The 16885-nt window shown below is 35.3% G+C and carries 19 protein-coding genes; 11 read left to right on the top strand and 8 right to left on the bottom strand.

Features of this window, described 5'->3' with window-relative positions:
• Positions 1-2: 2 nt before the first annotated feature.
• The gene (locus BXY58_RS16670) at positions 3-1331 is read right to left on the bottom strand and encodes a hydroxymethylglutaryl-CoA reductase, degradative (protein WP_120215005.1); all 1329 of its coding nucleotides are present in this window, start codon (positions 1329-1331) and stop codon (positions 3-5) included.
• A 143-nt stretch (positions 1332-1474) separates the two neighbouring features.
• Between BXY58_RS16670 and BXY58_RS16665 the strand changes: the two genes are divergently transcribed.
• The 8 genes from BXY58_RS16665 to BXY58_RS16630 all read left to right on the top strand — a co-directional run bounded on the left by BXY58_RS16665 (position 1475) and on the right by BXY58_RS16630 (position 7847).
• Positions 1475-2731, top strand: a complete 1257-nt coding sequence (locus BXY58_RS16665; RefSeq protein WP_120215036.1) for a putative DNA modification/repair radical SAM protein — start codon at positions 1475-1477, stop codon at positions 2729-2731.
• A gap of 154 nt (positions 2732-2885) precedes the next feature.
• Positions 2886-3125, top strand: coding sequence for a type II toxin-antitoxin system ParD family antitoxin (locus BXY58_RS16660; RefSeq protein ID WP_120215004.1), 240 nt, complete (start codon positions 2886-2888; stop codon positions 3123-3125).
• On the top strand, positions 3118-3414 hold the full coding sequence (locus BXY58_RS16655; protein WP_120215003.1) for a type II toxin-antitoxin system RelE/ParE family toxin: 297 nt from the start codon (positions 3118-3120) through the stop codon (positions 3412-3414). The genes BXY58_RS16660 and BXY58_RS16655 overlap by 8 nt, the downstream gene beginning before the upstream one ends.
• A 39-nt stretch (positions 3415-3453) precedes the next feature.
• The gene (locus BXY58_RS16650) at positions 3454-3882 is read left to right on the top strand and encodes a hypothetical protein (RefSeq protein WP_120215002.1); all 429 of its coding nucleotides are present in this window, start codon (positions 3454-3456) and stop codon (positions 3880-3882) included.
• A gap of 75 nt (positions 3883-3957) precedes the next feature.
• Positions 3958-4716: a TIGR03915 family putative DNA repair protein gene (locus BXY58_RS16645; protein ID WP_120215001.1), complete on the top strand. Its 759-nt coding sequence runs from the start codon at positions 3958-3960 to the stop codon at positions 4714-4716.
• 238 nt (positions 4717-4954) lie between these two features.
• On the top strand, positions 4955-5464 hold the full coding sequence (locus BXY58_RS16640) for a YceI family protein (protein WP_120215000.1): 510 nt from the start codon (positions 4955-4957) through the stop codon (positions 5462-5464).
• Positions 5465-5804: 340 nt separating this feature from the next.
• Positions 5805-6632, top strand: coding sequence for a 4,5-DOPA-extradiol-dioxygenase (gene ygiD, locus BXY58_RS16635; protein ID WP_120214999.1), 828 nt, complete (start codon positions 5805-5807; stop codon positions 6630-6632).
• 39 nt (positions 6633-6671) lie between these two features.
• Positions 6672-7847: a peptidase associated/transthyretin-like domain-containing protein gene (locus BXY58_RS16630; protein WP_120214998.1), complete on the top strand. Its 1176-nt coding sequence runs from the start codon at positions 6672-6674 to the stop codon at positions 7845-7847.
• Positions 7848-7978: 131 nt separating this feature from the next.
• Here BXY58_RS16630 and BXY58_RS16625 read toward each other — a convergent pair whose 3' ends face one another.
• Both BXY58_RS16625 and hutH read right to left on the bottom strand, forming a co-directional pair.
• Entirely contained in the window at positions 7979-8425 is a 447-nt protein-coding gene (locus tag BXY58_RS16625) for a GNAT family N-acetyltransferase (protein WP_120214997.1), read from the bottom strand.
• A 121-nt stretch (positions 8426-8546) separates the two neighbouring features.
• Positions 8547-10034, bottom strand: coding sequence for a histidine ammonia-lyase (hutH, locus tag BXY58_RS16620; RefSeq protein ID WP_120214996.1), 1488 nt, complete (start codon positions 10032-10034; stop codon positions 8547-8549).
• Between the two features lie 91 nt (positions 10035-10125).
• Between hutH and BXY58_RS16615 the strand changes: the two genes are divergently transcribed.
• On the top strand, positions 10126-11430 hold the full coding sequence (locus tag BXY58_RS16615) for a serine hydrolase domain-containing protein (protein ID WP_120214995.1): 1305 nt from the start codon (positions 10126-10128) through the stop codon (positions 11428-11430).
• Positions 11431-11446: 16 nt separating this feature from the next.
• Here the strand turns inward: BXY58_RS16615 and BXY58_RS16610 are convergent, their stop codons facing one another.
• Genes BXY58_RS16610 through BXY58_RS16600 form a run of 3 tightly spaced genes read right to left on the bottom strand, consistent with a single transcriptional unit; the run spans position 11447 to position 13048 of the window.
• Positions 11447-11848 (bottom strand): lysozyme inhibitor LprI family protein, encoded by a 402-nt coding sequence (locus BXY58_RS16610; protein ID WP_120214994.1) that lies wholly within the window; start codon positions 11846-11848, stop codon positions 11447-11449.
• 16 nt (positions 11849-11864) lie between these two features.
• The gene (locus BXY58_RS16605; RefSeq protein ID WP_120214993.1) at positions 11865-12395 is read right to left on the bottom strand and encodes a YfiT family bacillithiol transferase; all 531 of its coding nucleotides are present in this window, start codon (positions 12393-12395) and stop codon (positions 11865-11867) included.
• Entirely contained in the window at positions 12395-13048 is a 654-nt protein-coding gene (locus BXY58_RS16600; RefSeq protein ID WP_120214992.1) for an SGNH/GDSL hydrolase family protein, read from the bottom strand. The genes BXY58_RS16605 and BXY58_RS16600 overlap by 1 nt, the downstream gene beginning before the upstream one ends.
• Positions 13049-13216: 168 nt before the next feature.
• On the opposite strand from BXY58_RS16600, the gene BXY58_RS16595 reads away from it, so the two are divergent.
• Complete coding sequence (locus BXY58_RS16595) at positions 13217-13462, top strand: VF530 family protein (RefSeq protein WP_120214991.1); 246 nt, start codon at positions 13217-13219, stop codon at positions 13460-13462.
• 64 nt (positions 13463-13526) lie between these two features.
• On the opposite strand, the gene BXY58_RS16590 is transcribed toward BXY58_RS16595, so the two are convergent.
• Positions 13527-13904, bottom strand: a complete 378-nt coding sequence (locus BXY58_RS16590) for a YchJ family protein (RefSeq protein WP_120214990.1) — start codon at positions 13902-13904, stop codon at positions 13527-13529.
• Positions 13905-14021: 117 nt separating this feature from the next.
• Positions 14022-16040, bottom strand: coding sequence for a M3 family metallopeptidase (locus BXY58_RS16585; RefSeq protein ID WP_120214989.1), 2019 nt, complete (start codon positions 16038-16040; stop codon positions 14022-14024).
• Between the two features lie 284 nt (positions 16041-16324).
• Between BXY58_RS16585 and BXY58_RS16580 the strand changes: the two genes are divergently transcribed.
• Positions 16325-16855 (top strand): SRPBCC family protein, encoded by a 531-nt coding sequence (locus tag BXY58_RS16580; RefSeq protein ID WP_120214988.1) that lies wholly within the window; start codon positions 16325-16327, stop codon positions 16853-16855.
• The last annotated feature ends 30 nt before the right edge of the window (positions 16856-16885 follow it).

The following is a 16885-nucleotide window of genomic DNA, read 5'->3' as shown; positions in this document are numbered from 1 at the left end:
TTCTATTTGTTTCTCAATTTCTCCAATTCCGAAATCACCTCGTGATGACTCACTGTTTTATCTTTGAAATAAGTCACAAAATGTTGTTTCTCTTCTTCCGTTGCTCCAAATTGATTCAAGATATTGAAAAGGTGCATTTTCATATGACCTTTCTGGATGCCTGTTGTTACCAAAGAACGAAGGGCTCCAAAATTCTGAGCCAATCCCGAAACCGCCAAAATACTCATCAATTCCTGCGCAGTTGGTTTTCCTAACAAAGCCAAAGAAAATTTAACCAAAGGATGAAGATTGGTTAAACCACCAACTACACCAACAGAAATTGGCAAGTCAATCCAAAATCTGAAAATCCCATTATCTGTTGTACAATGAGTGAGTGAAGAATATTTTCCGTTTCTCGCTGCATAAGCGTGAGCGCAAGCTTCTGTTGCACGAAAATCATTTCCGGTTGCGATGACAACTGCATCTACACCGTTCATAATTCCTTTGTTGTGAGTTGTTGCTCTGTAAGGCTCGATTTCTGCAATCGTCACAGCACGTTTGAATTTCCAAGCAAATTCTTCATTCGATATGCCGCTGTCATCTTTCAAATCTTCAATTTTACAGGAAACTTCGGCTCTCACAACACAATCCGGTGTGTAATTCGAAAGAATATTCATCACAATTTGAAGCGAGTCTTTCTCTTCCTGAGAGAATTCTGCTTCGTTCGCAACTTCTTCTTTCAAAGTTTTCCCGAACTGTTCTAGGCAAGAATTAATAAAATTAGCGCCCATCGAATCTACCGTATCAAAACTCGCTTTCAGCTGGAAATAATTTTCCAGTTCAGAAGTTTTATCAATCAGTTTGATATCCAAGATTCCACCGCCTCTTTTTCTCATATTGGCAGTGATATCTTCGGTCGCTTCAAGCAATTTTTTCTTTAATTTAAAATTGAAAAAATGCAGCAGTTTATGAGGCTCAACATTCAGAACAAAATGGGTGTGACCCAATTTTTCTGTGTTGATAATCGTCGTTTTGAAACCGCCTTTATCCAGCCAGAACTTTGCAGCTTTGGAAGCAGCGGCAACAACCGAGCTTTCTTCCACAGCCATTGGAAGCGCCAGAAGTTTTCCGTCAATCAGGAAATTAGGAGCAATTCCATAAGGCATATAAAAATTGGAAATTGTATTTTCCGAGAACTCTTCGTGAAGTTTTTGCAAGTTGTCGTCATTATTCCAATATTGTTGTAAAATCTGCTCGTAACTTCTGTCATTACTTAGATATTCTGAAATAAGCCAGTCGATTTTTCTTTGTTTGGAAAGTTTTGAAAACCCTTCAACAGGTTGATGTTGCATATCAAAAATTATATTGGTAAAGATATAAATTTTAACACATTTTGTTAATAACTTAACGTATATATCGATTGACTTTTATCATTATGGACTTATTTTTGACATTAATTTCTGAATTAATTTCATTCAAAAATAAATCTTCAAAAATGAATTTCGACCGCATCAAAGAAAAACTCGAAATACTTGCAGATGCTGCCAAGTATGACGTTTCGTGTTCTTCCAGCGGCGGTAAAAGAAAGAATAACGGTGGTTTGGGCGACAGCTCAGCCAGCGGAATTTGTCACACTTATACGGAAGACGGACGTTGTGTCTCGCTTCTCAAAATTCTTTTGACTAATCATTGTATTTACGATTGCATCTATTGTGTTTCCAGGAAATCAAATGATATCAAACGTGCTGCTTTTACAGTTGAGGAAGTAGTCGATTTGACCATCAGTTTTTATCGTAGAAATTATATCGAAGGTTTATTTTTAAGTTCCGGAATTTTCAAAGACGCAGATACGACAATGGAACGCCTGGTTCGGGTGGCAAAAAAGCTGAGAACTGAACATAATTTCAATGGCTACATTCATTTAAAATCAATTCCAGGAGCGAGTGACGATTTGATGAATGAAGCCGCACTTTACGCTGATAGACTTTCCGTAAACTTAGAAATTCCAACTGAATCTGGATTAAAATTATTGGCTCCTGATAAAAACCGCGAGGATATGCTTCAGCCTATGCGGATTGTTCAGAAAGGAATTCAGCAATATAAAGATGAAAAGAAGATCATCAGAAGCACGCCGAAATTTGCTCCAGCCGGACAATCAACCCAAATGATTGTAGGCGCAACCAATGAAAATGACTTGCAAATCATCAAAGTGGCCGACCATTTTTACAAAAACTATGGAATGAAACGGGTTTATTACTCAGGTTATATTCCTGTAACTGTTGACAATCGCTTACCGGCAATTACGGCAGAAGTTCCTGTTTTACGAGAAAACCGTTTGTATCAGTCAGATTGGTTAATGCGTTTTTATGGTTTCAAAGCGGATGAAATTTTGGATTTTAATATGCCTTTTTTAGACTTGGAAGTTGATCCAAAATTAAGCTGGGCGTTGCGGCATCTCGACCAGTTTCCTGTTAATCTTCAAACAGCAGATTATAAAATGATTCTCAGAATTCCTGGGATTGGTGTGAAAACGGCACAGAAAATTGTAAGTGCAAGAAAATTCCAGGTTCTGAGCATAGACCATCTTAAAAAACTCGGCGCAGCAGTCAACCGTGCTAAATATTTTATTGATTTTACTTACGGAAATCCGTTTCTGAAACATTTAACCGATTTGAATTTGAGAAAATTAATTCTCAGTGGAAGTCAGTCGAAATTTCAGAATCAGTTTTCTCAGCAATTGACATTGTTTTAAATGGCAAGGCTTCGAGAGCTTTAACTTGACAAATGTATTTTAATATTACTTTTGATTATTAGAATTGTGACATTGAATTAAGCCAGAGCGATTTAATTTTATCTATATTTGCTAAATTTAGACATAATTTGTAACTTCGAAAAAAGAATTCACAATGAATGTTAGTTTCACAAAAAAACAGGAAGAATATATTTCAAATCAAATAGAATCTGGAGATTTTCAAAACGCTAGTGAGGTGGTACGTGATGCATTACGTCTTCACGAAGTTTATCGTCATCGTGTGATTCAAGATTTGAAAACTGAGATAGAAAAAGGTTGGGATAATAAATCGAGTTCTCGCTCTGTAAAAGATATTATCAAAGCTAAAAAACAAACAAACGACAGTAATGTCTAAAGAGTTCTACATTTTATCAGAAATTGCTGATAAAGATTTGGAAGATATTTTTGATTATACTTTGGATGAATTTGGTTTTGACCAAGCGGAAAAATATCTTTTAGAGATTGAGGAGATTTTTCAAAATTTGATTGTAAATCCACAATTAGGAAAAAAACGAAACGAAATAAAACAAGGTTTATATAGTTTCCCAAAAGACAACCATATTATTTTCTATAGGATGCTGGATAATCACATTCGTATTGTTAGAGTTCTTCACGGGAGTCGAGATATTCCGAAGTATTTTTAGAGTCAAATTTTTCAAAAATAATTTCTCTCAATATTAAATATGAGAACAAAAAAAGCTTTACGTTACGACGAACAAAAGATAAAAGAAATTGATAGCGCAATTTCGAAATTCTCACAACCATTGATGTCTAATTCAAAATGGGTTAAGTTGATTAAACAGATTGTTGATAATGCTGATGAAATTAAAAAGATTCTCTTCAAAAAAGTTCAAAATAATAAGAATGGAGAATTGTATCTAGATAGTGAAAGTATTTTTGAATTTGATTATTGGCAAACAGGCTTTGAAGGAAATAATTCATTTAATGATTGGCTCGAATATCGAGAAATAGAATATCTCATTTTTCCTAAAGTTATTGATTCGAAGACAAATCAAGATTTAGACAGAATTTTTACATTAATAAAAGAAGTCGGCGAGTTTTATTTAGAACTTGATGAAAATGAATTGAAACTTGTTTGTTATAAAATTTAAAATAAATCTAGATTCCTCCGGAATGACAAATATTACGCTTAGAATTCACAGATTCTAAAACTCTCCTACTCAAAAATGACAACCCTCCTCTACGACGGAAGTTTCGACGGGCTTTTCACAGCGATATTTGAAGTTTTCGAGTATCGTTATCAGGATGTGGAAATCGTGAACAGAGAAAATTTCCAACAGAAAAATATGTTTGCAGAAGTCCACGAGGTTGTTACCCAACAGGAAAAATCTGAAAGAGTTCTGAATAAGCTGGAAAAGAGTATCGGTAAATCAGGAATCAATGATTTGCTGCGCGTATATCTTTCGGAAGATAATGAATTGGAACAGCTGGTTTTATCAGTGGTGAGACAATCTGTGAAATTTCCCAATGATAATGTCCTGAAAAACTTCGCCAACGATGATATTTTGAAAATCTCCAAAATCTGCAAATCCGTAAGCAGAGAAAGGCACAGAATGACCGCTTTCGTAAGGTTTGAAAAAATGCAGGATGATGTTTTCTTTGCAAAAATTGATCCTGATTTCAATGTGTTGCCTCTGATTCGGAAACATTTTAAAGACCGATATGCCGATCAAAAATGGATGATATATGACCTACGAAGACATTATGGTTTATTCTACGATTTGGAAAACTGCGAATTCTTTTATCCCGATGAAAAATTAGATTTAAACCAATACCAGGAGAAATTCCACGACGAAGAGAAAAAATACCAAACGCTCTGGCAAAGCTATTTCACTAAAACCAATATTAAAGAAAGAAAAAATACAAAACTTCACATTCAGCACGTCCCGAAGCGATACTGGAAATATTTGACGGAGAAATGGTGATTCGGAGCCGTCGCCCGCAGCAGGGATAGTAGCGGATATCCTTTTTTGCGCTGGCAAAAGCTTTGGCAAAAAGATAGCAGCGGATAGCCCGGCCGGCAGATTTGCATCGGGAAAGCTCTGGAAAATCTGACGGGCTGCCCAAATTCTGCCCCATTATTCAATTCTTAACTTACATCAATGTGTGGGAAATCTTACCGACCTAAATTTGCATCATAATTAACAACAAAATATTAAAATTATGGCAACTAAATGGTTATTGGACCCAACACATAGCGAGATCACTTTCAAAGTAAAACACTTGATGATTTCCAACGTAAAAGGAGAATTCACGACTTTCAACGCAGAAATCGATGCAGAAGACGATACATTCGCGAACGCAAAAGTTTCAGCTTTTATTGATACAGACTCTATTTTCACCAACAACACAGACCGTGACAATCACCTGAAATCTGCAGATTTCTTCAACGCAGAAGCTAACCCGAAAATCACTTTCGAAGCTTCAACTCTTAACGGTGATGTTACAGGAAACCTCACTATTAACGGCGTTACAAAACCAGTGACCCTGGACGTGGATTTTGGCGGAATCAATTCTGATCCTTGGGGAAACACCAAAGCAGGTTTCTCTTTCGAAGGAAAAATCAAAAGAAGCGACTTCGGTTTGACCTGGAACGCAGCTTTGGAAACAGGTGGTGTAATGGTGAGCGAAGAAGTAAAACTTGCAGGCGAATTGCAGTTTGTAAAACAATAAAAGAATACAATAGTATTTATAGTTTGAGTTTTTTTAAAGTATAAACAGAGTTCGCTTTGTTTATACTTTTTTTATTTGGGCAGCTTAATCCGTCCTCCGTTCCCGCTTTTTTCTTTTTTGATAAAAAAGAAAAAGAGCTCCACTCAGGCCGGGCTGCAGATTCAGTATAAAAACAACATTTGCCAAAAAAAATCGGAGATTTAAAAACTTAATTGTCCTTATGTGACTTTTGTGGTTTAAAACAATCAACTTAAGTGTGAAAAGAAAAGCTCAATCAGCCAAATCCGCGAGAAAATAAAATACTTTCTATAATAATACATTTTACATTTTACAAAAAAATATGAACCTCAACCACCTTTCAAAAATATCTGATAACTTCCGAACCACAGAAAAAATGCCGGTTCTGTTTTTAGGACACGGTTCTCCGATGAACGCTATCGAAGAGAATGTTTTTGTTCAGGGATTCAGGAATATCAGCAAAGAAATCCCGAAACCCAATGCAATCATTTGTATTTCTGCGCATTGGTTTACGAACGGAACTTTTGTCACGGCGATGGATATGCCGAAAACGATTCACGATTTTTACGGTTTCCCAAAAGAACTGTTCGACGTACAATACCCGGCAAAGGGAAGTCCCGAATTGGCTAAAGAAACTTCGGAACTACTCGCTCCGGTTTTGGTGGAAGAAGACCATAATTGGGGATTGGACCACGGTGCATGGTCGGTTCTCAGACATCTTTATCCTGATGCGGATATTCCGGTTATCCAGTTGAGTATCGATTATACAAAACCACCTCAATATCATTTTGATTTGGCAAAAAAACTATCCAAACTCCGCGAAAAAGGAATCCTGATTATTGGAAGCGGAAACATTGTTCATAATCTCCGATTGATTGACTGGAAAAACATTGATACCGTTGGTGCAGGCTGGGATTGGGCGATAGAAGCCAGAGAAAAAACCAACAATTGGCTCTTGGACGGTGATTTTCAAAAATTGATTGATTATCAAAAACAAGGTTCGTTTTTGCAATATGCTGTTCCGACACCGGATCATTTTCTGCCAATGATTTATAATCTCGGACTGAAAGAAAAATCAGAAGAATTATCATTATTCAATGACTCGCTGATTGGCGGCTCTTTGAGTATGACATCAATTAAAATCGGATAAGCCCCTTTTTATAACTAAAAAATTAGTAATATTGTTTGGATGAAAAGAATATTACTTTTTTGCTTTTATTTTAGTTTTGTTTGTTATTGTTTTTCTCAGATTATCTCTGGGAAAATCCAAACTGAAAACGGAAATCTGATTACTAACGTGAATGTCTATCTCGACGGAACCAAAATCTCAACAGTTTCTGCCAACGACGGAAGCTTTCAGCTGGATGTCCAGGGACAGAAAAGCGGCAATCTGATTTTCCAGAAAGATAATTATGAGACAAGTATTTTTCCTCTTAATCAAGCTATCGGAAAGTCTGTAAAAGTGATTATCAATCCTGTTAAAGAGATTGAGGAAGTTGTTATTATTCCTTATACAGAGCAGGCTTATAAAGACTTTATCAATTACTTTCTGGATAGATTTATTGGTTTTGACAGGGAAGGTGTCGTCATTAAAAATCAACGAACACTTAAGTTTTCTTATGATAAGAAAAATCAATTTCTGAAAGTCAAAGCGCCACAGACCTTGATTATTGAAAATAAAAATCTGGGTTATAACATTCAATATAATCTCATCAATTTTGAATCAGATTTTAAAAACAAAACCAATAGTTATTTAGGAACTTCTTTTTTCAAAGAAACCAGCAATAAGAAAAATGTGATTCTCAACCGGATGAATGCTTACCAAGGTAGTTTGATGCATTTTTTCAGAAGTCTTTATAATAATGAATTAGAAAAGGAAGGTTTTATCGTCAACCACGCCAAACGAATCCCAAATCCAAAATATCCAACTGAAGCCGAATTACAAAAACTGGAAGATTATTTCAGTTTTGTGAGAACTCAGAAAGTGATGAATGTAAATCTATCGCCGGAATTGGAAGAAATCTCACAGCGAAAACATAAAAATTCTCCATTTGTCTTAGCAATTCTAAAGACGAGAATCAAAGAATCTGATTTCACGAAACGTAAAGATGGCAGACTTTTCCTTGATTTTGACGATTTACTGATGGTCAATTATCAGAAATATTATTACGAAATCAAGAAAGGTGACTTTATCAAATCGGCCAATGCTGTTTCGCAATCGTCATTAATTCATCCCGAAGCCGCAGAATTTGAGATTTTTCCGGAAGGTATTTGTTCGGAACCGGATTTGTTGATTTTGGAAGAGACATTTTCTCAACAAAACATTTCAAAAATGTTGCCTTTGGATTATACTTTTGGAAATTGATTGATAACGCAAATGCACAAAAACTGAATCAGTTGTAATGTTTTTAAGTCGCAAAACATAATACGAAAATTAATTCTTGGCGACTTAAAGCAGAATGAGAAAAGATTCATTTTGCGCCTTTGCGATAAAATTTATAGTTCTTTCTCAAAACAAACACTATTGTCAACACCAATATACTGACCGTAATTCGGAATGATTTTGTAACCACATTTGTTGTAAAGTGCAACGGCTTCGATTTGTCTTTTTCCTGTTTCAAGAACTGTTTTTTTGTAACCTAATTCTTTAGACCAAATTTCCAATTCCTTTAAAATAGCTGAAGCTAAACCTTTTCCGCGCTTTTCAGGTAGCGTGAACATTCTTTTGACTTCCATAGATTTTGAATCCAATTCTTTGATAGCGCCACAAGCGACGGCTTCATCATTATCATAAATAACAACACAATTTTTCAACATATCGATTTTGTTGTATTGATGATAGAAGTCGTGTTCATCGCCGTCCATAACGGAAAGATAAGAATCCAATTGTTTTACTAATTTTTGAAAGTCTGGGTTTTCGGAAGTTGTTCTGAGGGTTTGCATTAGCAATGTTATTATATTAAGTAAAAATGCTTCGACTTTGCTCAGCACGACATCTTTATTATTAACATTTATTTTTAAAATTGTCAGTCTGAACGGAGTCGAAGACTTTGTCTGCTGAGGTTTAATTCACCACAAATTTCTTTTCTCTAATCAGCTCCGCAATCTTCAAAATATCTTCACCAATCAATCGGTCGTCTTCTAATTTTGGAACAACAGAGCGAATGATGTCATAATTTTTCTCAACAATTTTGGAACATTTTGCTGGTCTTCGGAATTCCAAACCTTGGGCTGCGAACATTAACTCAATCGCTAGAATATTTTCCAAATTTCCTAAAACCTGATTGAATTTGCGACCGGAAATACTTCCCATAGAAACGTGGTCTTCCTGACCTAAACTTGTCGGTATAGAATCTGCAGAAGCTGGGAAGCAAAGCGTTTTGTTCTCTGTAACCAAAGCAGCACTCGTATATTGTGGAATCATAAAGCCAGAATTAAGACCAGAGCTTTCTACTAACAATTTCGGTAAGCCATATTTTCCTTCGAGCAAAAGATAGCTTCTTCTGTCGGAAATGTTTCCTAATTCTGCGGCTGCTAACGAAGCGTAGTCCAAAGGCAAAGCCATCAATTGTCCGTGGAAATTACCGCCGGAAATAGATTCCTCTGCGCTTAAAACAATAGGATTGTCGGTCACGGAATTCAGTTCCGTTTCGGCCATTTGCTTCAGATGTTCGAAAGCATTTCTACTCGCACCGTGAACCTGTGGAACACAACGCATAGAATAAGGATCCTGGACTCTGTCACAGAATTCGTGAGACTTGAGATTGTCTGAATCTTTAAGGAAATTTCGCATTCTTTCCGCTACTTTTTGACTTCCGTCAAATGGACGAATCTCATGCAATTCTTTCTTGAACGGACTTGATGAGCCACGATAAGCTTCAAGACTCATAGCTGCTGTTAAATCTGCTAAATCCAAAAGATATTCAAATTTTGCTAGACCTGTAATTGCGTGCGCTAATATAAATTGCGTTCCATTAATCAATCCCAAACCTTCTTTCGGACCAAGTTTTAGAGGTTGAAGTTTATGTTTCTTCAAAACTTTAGCCGTCTCAACAGTTTTATTATTTTCCCAAACCTGACCTAATCCTAAAAGCGGCAAAACCAAATGTGCCAACGGTGCCAAATCTCCTGAAGCTCCAACAGAACCTTGCTCCGGAACAACCGGAATAATATCCAATTCCAACATCAGAATCAATCGCTCGATAACATCTAACGAAACACCCGAAAATCCTTTCGACAAAGCGTGGATTTTGGAAATCATCATTATTTTGGAGATATTCTTGTCAATCGGTTTTCCGACGCCAACAGCGTGTGAAATAATCAAATTATGTTGAAGCTGAGCCGTTTCTTCTTCTGAAATTTTAACATCGCAAAGCGGTCCAAATCCTGTATTGATGCCATAAACCGTTCTGTCAGACGCTACAATTTTCTGAACATTCTGTTGCGATTTTATGATCTGATCTTTTGACTTTTTATTGAGCTTGGCTTTGGAAGGATTTTTTAAAATCTCTAAAACATCCTGATATTTAAATTGGTCGATTCCGTAAATCATCACTGAAAAATTTTGCCTAAAAATACACTTTTCGGGAGGAATTAAAAAAGGATTTTACCTTGATTCTCAGATTTATTTATATTTGTAAAAGATGAAAAACTATTACCTACTATTTCTCTTATTTTGTCAGCAGATTTTTGCTCAGACAATCCATAACAAAAGTAAACTTGATAGTGTCTATGACGCATTTGGAACTTATGATAAAGCGATGTTCCGAATTAAGGTCCAAAAAGACGGAAAAGATATCTATGAAAAAAATGTTGGATTTGCTGATTTGGAAAACGAAACCGTTCCGGATGATAATACCAAATATAGAATTGGTTCTGTAACCAAAACCTTCACTGCAGTTTTGATTTTCAAAGCGATTGAGGAAGGGAAATTAAAACAAACTGACAAGCTTTCTAAGTTTTTTCCGAGAGTCAAAAATGCAGATATTATACAAATTTCTAATTTACTAAACCATACAAGTGGAATTAGAAATTACTACCAATCTAAGATTTTTGATGAAATTATGTACAAAAAATATCCTAAGGATACTCTATTAGAAATGATTTATAAATTGCCTTCGGACTTTCCGCCAGATTATAAGTTTTCTTATTCTAATACTGGTTATGCTCTTTTAGGATTTATTTTGGAAAAGGTTTATGGTAAAACTTATGCTGAGCTTTTGAATGAAAATATTACAGAACCTCTAAATTTAAAAAATACAGACGTAGGAAATTTGATTGATGATAAAAATAATGAGGCTAAATCCTATAAATATTATAATGGTTGGCAAAAAGATGGGCATTTGGGCATTCATAATTTTGCCTCTGTCGGAAATATTATATCAACGCCTTCGGAAATCAATACTTTTTATAAAGCTTTGTTTGATGGAAAATTGGTTTCTGAAAAATCTCTCACTCAAATGAAAAATCTACAGAAAGGATTGTTTCGTTATCCTTATGAAAGCAAAAATATGTACGGACACACAGGTTCTATTTTTGGCTATCTAACATATGCACTTTACATTCCTGAAGATAAAATTGCTATTTGTATCACAGAAAATGGTGTGAGATATGACATTGGCGATATCTTGGAGTATGTTCTTAATGATTTGTATAATGATAAATATGAAGTGCCGGATTTTAAAAGGATCAAACTTAGTAATCACGAATTACAACAATTTGTTGGGAAGTATCAATATAATAGTGATTCAAAAGATTTGAATGTTTATATTATTAATGACAAATTATATCTTCAACAAGGAGATTCTCCTGAAATTCTGATTGAAGCCAAGGAAAAGAACAAATTTGTTTACGATACAAACAAAGTAGAATTGTTATTTTCACCCGAGAAAAAGAAAATGACTATGACAACCAAAAGAAATACTTACGTTTATAAGAAAGTAGATTAATTACAGTATAGCTTATCTAATAATCAAATTGTTCATCATATTCTTTTAGTTGCAACGCTCTTTCTTTGATGATTTGTAATTTTTTGTTTTCAGAAATCACTTGAAAAATTGTTCCTTTTTTGACGTCAAAATAATACTTGTTGATTAGTTTGAATTCGGAATCTCGGAATAAAATCCAGTTTCGCTGTGCTTCCAGCAATTCTTTTTTTGCTGTCTTGTTTAATTTTTGATTTAGTGAAGTGTAATACTTGTTCAGCTCTTTGTCCCAAGATTGTTGAGCCGAAATAATACAGTTTCTTTGACCAGCCGTCGAGTTATCTTGGTTTAGGCATTTTTCCAGTGTTTGGTCTATTTTATTTTGAGCTAATGGAAAAATAGGGATTGCAAGTAGAAAAGAAATAACGATTGACTTTCTCATAATTTATTTTTTAGATTCACTCAAATCTTAATTTTTTCGCCTGGCGAATATGAGCCAAATGATGCTGACAATGCCAGCTGTAAATCAAGATATTTTCTTTGAGCGAAATTCTTTTTGATTGTTCTGGATGAATGAATTCTTTATTCAAATCTTCTTCACTCAAAGTTTTCAAAAGATAAACCCATCTTGCGTGCAAAGCTTCCAAAAGTTGCAACGAAATCAATGACGACAATTGATTATCCGGCAACTCTGCCCAAAGACTTTCCTCGTAAGGTTTAATTGTTGGAACATTTTCCGTCAATGCCAATTTAAATCTCATATAGCTGTTGATATGACTGTCGGCGCAATGATGAACCACTTGAGTAATTGTCCAACCTTCTGGTCTGTATCTTAGATGTAAATCTTGTTCGGAAAGATTTTGAATTTCTGTTTTAACAAGACTCGGAAAGTTTTCGATTTCAGAAATCGCAGAATCGATGATTTCTTTAGTAATTGACTCCGGTTTGATGAATTTTCCGACAGGATATTTTAGTTCGTCTAAGTTCATTATTTTAAATTCTTCATCAGGATTGCTTCCATTTTCTCATAACCTAATTTGTTCGGATGGATTCCGTCCTCAGCAATTTCTTTAGGCAAACCATTTTTTTCATCCTTTAAAACTGAATGGTAGTCCACGTAAGTGATATGATTTTTCTGAGCGTAATCTTTTATCATTTTATTCAGCGCGATTACTTTGTCAGCAGGTTGCATATCATTTCTCCAAGGGAAATCGTAAGCCGGAAGTGCAGAACATAAAACCACTTTGATGTTATTAGCTTTTGCCAATTCTACCATAGAAACAATATTTCCGAACACTTTATCCAGAGAAATCGGACCTTGATTTTCCGCAATATCATTAGTTCCGGCAAGAATAATCACACGTTTGGGTTTCAATTTAATCACATCTTCTCTGAATCTCAAAAGCATCTGCGAAGTTACTTGGCCACCAATTCCTCGTCCTACAAAGTTATTTTTTGTGAAAAATCCTGGGTCTGTAGCAAACCAACCTTCTGTGATAGAATCGCCCATCAAGACAGAATTTGGAGCAATATTTTGAGAAAGAACTTCTTGGTTTTGTTTTTGATATCTGCCAAAATTGGCAAAGTCTTGAGCGTATGACATTGTTGAAAGTAATAATAAGACAAATGCTATAGATTTCATATTTCTAAATTTGATTATCAAATATATGAAATGACAAAAGAGAAATTTCTTTTTTAACCACAAAAGTCACAAAAGAAATAAGCAAATGAAAGTCAACAGTATTTTTTATAAACTAAAACTTATATGTCTTTTGTGGTTTTGAAATAATAAAATCAATAATTTTACAAAATGGAAAACACTTCGAAAGACCCTTTGCACGGAAAAAGATTGGATGCGATTCTGGAAGAATTACTAGAATATTACAAAGGTTACGGCGAATTGGGAAAACAAATCAACATCAAATGTTTCACCGGCGAAAATCCAAGTGTTAGTTCCTCTCTCAAATTTCTTCGTAAAACACCTTGGGCAAGGGCAAAAGTAGAAAGTTTGTATCTCTACGTTTTGAGACAAAAGAAAAAGCAATCAAAAGAATAAAATAACCACAAAAGTCACAAAGAATTTTCAATAAAAAACTTTGTGACTTTGTGGTTGAAAATAATTAATCCAAAAATTCCCCAGTCACATAAAACCAGCGATTCTGAATCATTTTGAATTGTGACAACTCGTGATGAACTTGAGGGTTTCCTTCTTCATCATTATAAAAAGCTTTGAACTCTACTTTATTAGTTGAAGGTTTATCGATAATTTCCAGCTTCGTCCATTCATTGATTTCACCCCATTCCTGCAAATCCTTTTTGTTATGGAATTGTCTTTTGTTGGGAGAAGTCGTTTCCCAAAGATAGTCGCCGTTTGGGATAGCAAATGCAGAAAACCTTGAACGCATCAAAGCTTCTGCTGTTGGAGCAAATTTCTCTTTCAGATGATAAGGCTGACAACAATCTTCGTAGGGCTTTCCGGAACAGCAAGGACAATTCATTTTCTAAATTTAATTGATTGATTTAAAAACCCTTTCAGAAATCGAAGATTACACAAGTCAATTTAAAACTCTGAAAGGGTTAAATGCTAATATTCTAAAACTCTCGAACACTAAAACTTATCCAAAAGCTCTTTTCAGTAAGCTCTCGACTTTAGGTTCTCTTCCACGGAAATTTTTGTACAATTCCATTGGATTTTTGGTCCCACCAGAAGAAAGAAGAACTTTATATTTCGCCGCAATATCAGGATTAAAAATTCCATTTTCTTTGAAATACTGGAAAGCATCCGCATCCAAAACCTCAGCCCATTTGTAAGAATAATAACCCGCCGAATAACCGCCTTGGAAAATATGCGAAAAACTTGGACTTGCTGCAGTTTCCGGATTGCTCGGGTAAAGATTAGTTGCCGCAGTTTTCTCCACTTCAAACGCTTTCACAGTCTTATTCTCCAACGCTCCAACTTCTGTATGATAAGCCATATCCAACAATCCAAATCCAAGCTGTCTCAAAGTCTGATAACCTTCCATAAAGGATTTGCTCTGCGATAATTTCTCGATTTTTTCGGTTGGAAGAATTTCTCCGGTTTGATAATGTTTTGCAAATGTTTTTAAGAATTCTGGTTCATAGCAATAGTTTTCCAGAAATTGAGAAGGTAATTCTACAAAATCCCATTTAACCGAAGTTCCGGAAAGATTCGGGTATTGCGTGTCTGCTAAAACACCATGAAGTGCGTGTCCGAACTCGTGGAACAAGGTGGTTACTTCCTGGAAAGTCAGTAAACTTGGTGTGTCTTTGGTCGGTTTTGTAAAGTTGCAAACGACCGAAATATGCGGACGAGAATTTTCTCCGTCTTGTTTATATTGATTTTTATAACTCGTCATCCAGGCGCCGGCACGTTTCCCTTTTCTCGGGTGATAATCGGCGTAGAGTAGAGCTTTATAATTTCCGTTTTCTGTGATTTCGTAAGTTTTCACATCCTGATGATATTTCTGAACATCAGTAATTTCTTTAAACTCTAATCCGAATAATTTTCCGGCTAATCCAAAAACGGCTTCCTGAACTTTTTCCAATTGGAAATATGGTTTCAGTTCTTCATCATCAATATCGAATTTTTGTTTTCTTAATTTTTCTGCGTAGAAAGTGTGGTCGTAGCTTTGGATATCTTCGATTCCGTCAGCTTTTGCTAAAGATTTTAATTCTTCGATTTCTTTTTGGGCATAAGGTGTTGCTTTTTCAAGAAGTTCATTCAAAAATTCAAAAACTTTTGCCGGCGATTGTGCCATTCTTTCCTCAAGAACAAAATCAGCATAATTTTTATAACCCAATAATTCTGCTTTTTCCTGACGAAGTTTTACAATTTCTTTAATCAAATTCTGATTGTCAAATTCGCCACCGTCAAAGGATTTTTTTCCGTTTGCTAAAGCTAATTCTTTTCTCAATTCACGATTTTCAGCGTAAGTCATTGCCGGAAGATAGCTTGGGTATTGCAAAGTAATCACATAACCTTCCAAATCTTTTTCCTTTGCATCTTCCTCGTATTGCTGAAGAATGGCTTCCGGAATTCCTTTCAATTCATCTTTATTTGTGATATGTTTGAAATAAGCATTGGTGGAAGCCAAAGCATTTTGCCCAAACTGAAGTGATTTGATAGACAAATCCATATTGATTTTCTCCAGTTTCTTTTTGTCTTCTTCATTGAGCAATGCGCCGCTTCTTACAAAACCTTTGTAAGTTTCGTTGAGTAACATTTCCTGTTCTTCGTTTAAAGTTAAAGCGTTTTTCTGGTCGTAAACGTTTTTGATTCTTTCAAACAGTTTTTCGTTTTGAGAGATTTTGGAAGAGAATTCTGTCAAAAGTGGCGAAACTTCCTGAGCGATTTTCTGAATCTCATCATTGGTTTCAGCAGAATTGATATTGAAGAAAATATTGGAAACTCTGTCCAGTTGTTCTCCTGAAAAAGCCATTGCTTCAATTGTATTTTCGAAAGTCGGCTCTTCTGAATTATTTGTTATTTCATCAATTTCTTTTTCAGAAGTTTTGACTAATTCCTGGAAAGCTGGCAGATAATGTTCTTCTTTGATTTCCTCGAAAGGCGATGAGGTATATTTGGTGTTGAATTTTTCTAAAAGTGGATTCATAAAGATGAATTATTAATGATAAATTATAAATGATTTTCTGTGTGTCTTAATTGACAAATTTAGTACCTAAAGTTGAAAGTATGACAAAATTGCGCCCCGACTTGAACGGAGCTCATTTTTTTATTGCAATGTCCGAAATTTCTATTGTCGGACTAACTTTCTTTGCAATAAAAAAATAGCGGGAGTGGAAGGCGGATAAAGGCGCCCCAGTAAATATTATCCTAGAAAAAGTTTTTGTGTTCAAATTCTTTTTAGATTTGTTTTAAACTTAAAACTAATTTATTATGAAGAAATTTCTAAAAATCATTAGCGTCATCGTGGCAATAATCATCGTTTATTGCGTGATTGCTATGTTGTTTTTTGACAGTAAATGCCATAACGAACAATCTCTCGTTATCAATTCTCCGAAAGAGAAAGTGTGGCAAAATGTGAATTCTATGAAAGCTTTCAATACCTGGAATCCCTGGATGAAAATGGACCCGAATCTGACAGTAACTTACAAAGGAACGCCTGGTGAAGTGGGTGATGGCTACCATTGGAAAGGAAATGATGATGTTGGTGAAGGCGAACAGGAGATCACAGCAATTGTCCCAAATGAAAAAGTCGCCACAAAAATGCATTTTATCAAACCAATGGATGATAATGCGACTTCAGATTTGCTTTTGGCTTCTGAAGGTTCCGGAACCAAAGTAACCTGGACAATTGATTATGAAATTGAAACGCTTTTCAAACCTATGAAGCCGCTGATGACCTGGCAAATGAACAAATCTTTCTCGGAAGGTCTTGGAAAACTGAAACAACTTTCTGAAAAATAGTAAACAAAAAACGCCTCAGCTAGCTGAGGC

This window comes from Epilithonimonas arachidiradicis, from assembly GCF_003610695.1.
Lineage (GTDB): Bacteria > Bacteroidota > Bacteroidia > Flavobacteriales > Weeksellaceae > Epilithonimonas > Epilithonimonas arachidiradicis.
This window is presented reverse-complemented; position numbering and strand designations above follow the sequence as displayed.

Excerpts from the sequence above, each read along its gene's own strand:
- BXY58_RS16670 (WP_120215005.1), bottom strand. The coding sequence starts at position 1,331 with ATGCAACATCAACCTGTTGAAGGGTTTTCAAAACTTTCCAAACAAAGA.
- BXY58_RS16665 (WP_120215036.1), top strand. The coding sequence starts at position 1,475 with ATGAATTTCGACCGCATCAAAGAAAAACTCGAAATACTTGCAGATGCT.
- BXY58_RS16660 (WP_120215004.1), top strand. The coding sequence starts at position 2,886 with ATGAATGTTAGTTTCACAAAAAAACAGGAAGAATATATTTCAAATCAA.
- BXY58_RS16655 (WP_120215003.1), top strand. The coding sequence starts at position 3,118 with ATGTCTAAAGAGTTCTACATTTTATCAGAAATTGCTGATAAAGATTTG.
- BXY58_RS16650 (WP_120215002.1), top strand. The coding sequence starts at position 3,454 with ATGAGAACAAAAAAAGCTTTACGTTACGACGAACAAAAGATAAAAGAA.
- BXY58_RS16645 (WP_120215001.1), top strand. The coding sequence starts at position 3,958 with ATGACAACCCTCCTCTACGACGGAAGTTTCGACGGGCTTTTCACAGCG.
- BXY58_RS16640 (WP_120215000.1), top strand. The coding sequence starts at position 4,955 with ATGGCAACTAAATGGTTATTGGACCCAACACATAGCGAGATCACTTTC.
- ygiD (WP_120214999.1), top strand. The coding sequence starts at position 5,805 with ATGAACCTCAACCACCTTTCAAAAATATCTGATAACTTCCGAACCACA.
- BXY58_RS16630 (WP_120214998.1), top strand. The coding sequence starts at position 6,672 with ATGAAAAGAATATTACTTTTTTGCTTTTATTTTAGTTTTGTTTGTTAT.
- BXY58_RS16625 (WP_120214997.1), bottom strand. The coding sequence starts at position 8,425 with ATGCAAACCCTCAGAACAACTTCCGAAAACCCAGACTTTCAAAAATTA.
- hutH (WP_120214996.1), bottom strand. The coding sequence starts at position 10,034 with ATGATTTACGGAATCGACCAATTTAAATATCAGGATGTTTTAGAGATT.
- BXY58_RS16615 (WP_120214995.1), top strand. The coding sequence starts at position 10,126 with ATGAAAAACTATTACCTACTATTTCTCTTATTTTGTCAGCAGATTTTT.
- BXY58_RS16610 (WP_120214994.1), bottom strand. The coding sequence starts at position 11,848 with ATGAGAAAGTCAATCGTTATTTCTTTTCTACTTGCAATCCCTATTTTT.
- BXY58_RS16605 (WP_120214993.1), bottom strand. The coding sequence starts at position 12,395 with ATGAACTTAGACGAACTAAAATATCCTGTCGGAAAATTCATCAAACCG.
- BXY58_RS16600 (WP_120214992.1), bottom strand. The coding sequence starts at position 13,048 with ATGAAATCTATAGCATTTGTCTTATTATTACTTTCAACAATGTCATAC.
- BXY58_RS16595 (WP_120214991.1), top strand. The coding sequence starts at position 13,217 with ATGGAAAACACTTCGAAAGACCCTTTGCACGGAAAAAGATTGGATGCG.
- BXY58_RS16590 (WP_120214990.1), bottom strand. The coding sequence starts at position 13,904 with ATGAATTGTCCTTGCTGTTCCGGAAAGCCCTACGAAGATTGTTGTCAG.
- BXY58_RS16585 (WP_120214989.1), bottom strand. The coding sequence starts at position 16,040 with ATGAATCCACTTTTAGAAAAATTCAACACCAAATATACCTCATCGCCT.
- BXY58_RS16580 (WP_120214988.1), top strand. The coding sequence starts at position 16,325 with ATGAAGAAATTTCTAAAAATCATTAGCGTCATCGTGGCAATAATCATC.